This window comes from Xenorhabdus bharatensis, assembly GCF_037996705.1.
Lineage (GTDB): Bacteria > Pseudomonadota > Gammaproteobacteria > Enterobacterales > Enterobacteriaceae > Xenorhabdus > Xenorhabdus bharatensis.
This window is the reverse complement of record NZ_JBBMXG010000050.1, coordinates 1-1,555: the sequence shown is the minus strand read 5'-3', so window position 1 is coordinate 1,555 and position 1,555 is coordinate 1. Positions and strand designations below refer to the sequence as shown.

The 1,555-nt window shown below is 44.7% G+C and carries 3 protein-coding genes; all 3 read left to right on the top strand.

Annotated elements, in window-relative coordinates; all coding sequences use genetic code 11:
• Positions 1-219 precede the first annotated feature (219 nt).
• Genes AAC855_RS21100 through AAC855_RS21090 form a run of 3 tightly spaced genes read left to right on the top strand, consistent with a single transcriptional unit; the run spans position 220 to position 1,453 of the window.
• Positions 220-792 carry a phage antirepressor N-terminal domain-containing protein gene (locus tag AAC855_RS21100; RefSeq protein WP_340612105.1) on the top strand — a complete coding sequence of 191 codons (573 nt, stop codon included), beginning with the start codon at positions 220-222 and terminating at the stop codon, positions 790-792.
• Positions 793-802: 10 nt separating this feature from the next.
• Positions 803-1,255, top strand: a complete 453-nt coding sequence (locus AAC855_RS21095; protein WP_340612104.1) for a lysis protein — start codon at positions 803-805, stop codon at positions 1,253-1,255.
• Positions 1,256-1,267: 12 nt separating this feature from the next.
• Positions 1,268-1,453 carry a hypothetical protein gene (locus tag AAC855_RS21090; protein ID WP_340612102.1) on the top strand — a complete coding sequence of 62 codons (186 nt, stop codon included), beginning with the start codon at positions 1,268-1,270 and terminating at the stop codon, positions 1,451-1,453.
• Positions 1,454-1,555 lie beyond the last annotated feature (102 nt).

The following is a 1,555-nucleotide window of genomic DNA, read 5'->3' as shown; positions in this document are numbered from 1 at the left end:
CAGATGTTTTTGTCATGAGATCCTACGTGATATTCGAAAAAATCTACTTTGAATTCTGAGCCTCGCTTTTGCGGGGCTTCTTTTTATCGGCGTACTGACGTGCGCTAAACCCAATCATGAGCTTATAGAAATAGAGCCTGAGAAGTATCGCTAGGTGGCGACCTCTCATGGGCGATATTTCTACGTCAGCAGGCTCTTATTTCTATAGGAATACGCAAGATGCATACAATTACAGTCCCTTTCTATAACGATGAACTTTATGTTGTGGAATACAACAATGAACCCTATGTGCCAATGAAACCCATTGTTGAAGGTATGGGTTTAACATGGCAACCTCAATTTGAGAAATTAAAACAAAGATTTAAATCAACCATCACGGAAATCGTGATAGTTGCCGCAGATGGCAAAGAGCGCAGTATGATTTGCCTCGCTCTTCGCAAACTTGCTGGCTGGTTAGCGACTATCAGCCCCAACAAAGTTAAACCCGAAATCAGAGATAACGTTATCCGTTATCAAAATGAATGCGACGATGCGCTTTATGAGTACTGGACAAAGGGTGTGGCGGTCAATCCCCGTAAACGTAACGTGATGGAAGAACTTAATCAGGCCTGTGCTGAGTTAAAAAGAGATAAGCAGCTCGCTAGTGTGTTTGGCACGGGACTCAATGAATGGAAGAAGGTCAGACCTGAACATGAAAGCAAGATAAGAGGCTTAATCGGACAGGCTGCCGACTTAGTTCTTGATCTTGTTCTGGCTGAAACAGGTAAGGGTAAAACAACACGAACCCAATAAGGCGGACGAGATGAAACTCAACAGCCAGTACTTCACCCTCGGTGCTCTGGTGATTGTCTCTGGCTTGTTCTGGTTCTACTACAGCGAGTATCAGGACAAGGCAGAAGAATACCGTAGGTTAAAGCGACAGTATGACGCACAGGCCATCGCGATAAATCAGCAGCAAGAGCGTATCCAACATCTTTCCGAACTAGACAAGATTCACATTCAGGAACTCGCCAATGCCAAGACTGAAATCGACACTCTTCGGGCTGATATTGCCGCTGGTCGTCGCAAGCTGCGCATCCAAGCCAGCTGTCCAGTGCATGAAACCACTTCCTCCGGCAGCGTGGTCAATGACACCACCGTCGAACTCCCTAGAGAAACTGGACAAGCTGTTCTCGATATCCGAGAAGGCATCATCAACGACCGGGCAAAACTGAGATATTTGCAGGAATATGTTAATACTGAATGTAAACAATGAATCGAGGTCATTATGTCACCAATTATGAAATACTTTGAATATTCACATCTACCAGCGCACTTACAAGAAGTTAGTAAGCCTATTGGTGATTTGGCTCGCCTCATGGACGAATCATTACCTGATGGTGCTGAAAAATCAGCAGGATTGCGTAAGTTATTAGAAGCTAAAGATTGTCTGGTAAGGGCAAAATTAGGCTGATTATCTAATTTCTGACAGTTTCATCTTACTATTCCAGAACAAATGATTCTGGGGTGGCAGGAGTATGTTAGGGCGCAGTGTGGGTGAGAGGACGGTGGGAGT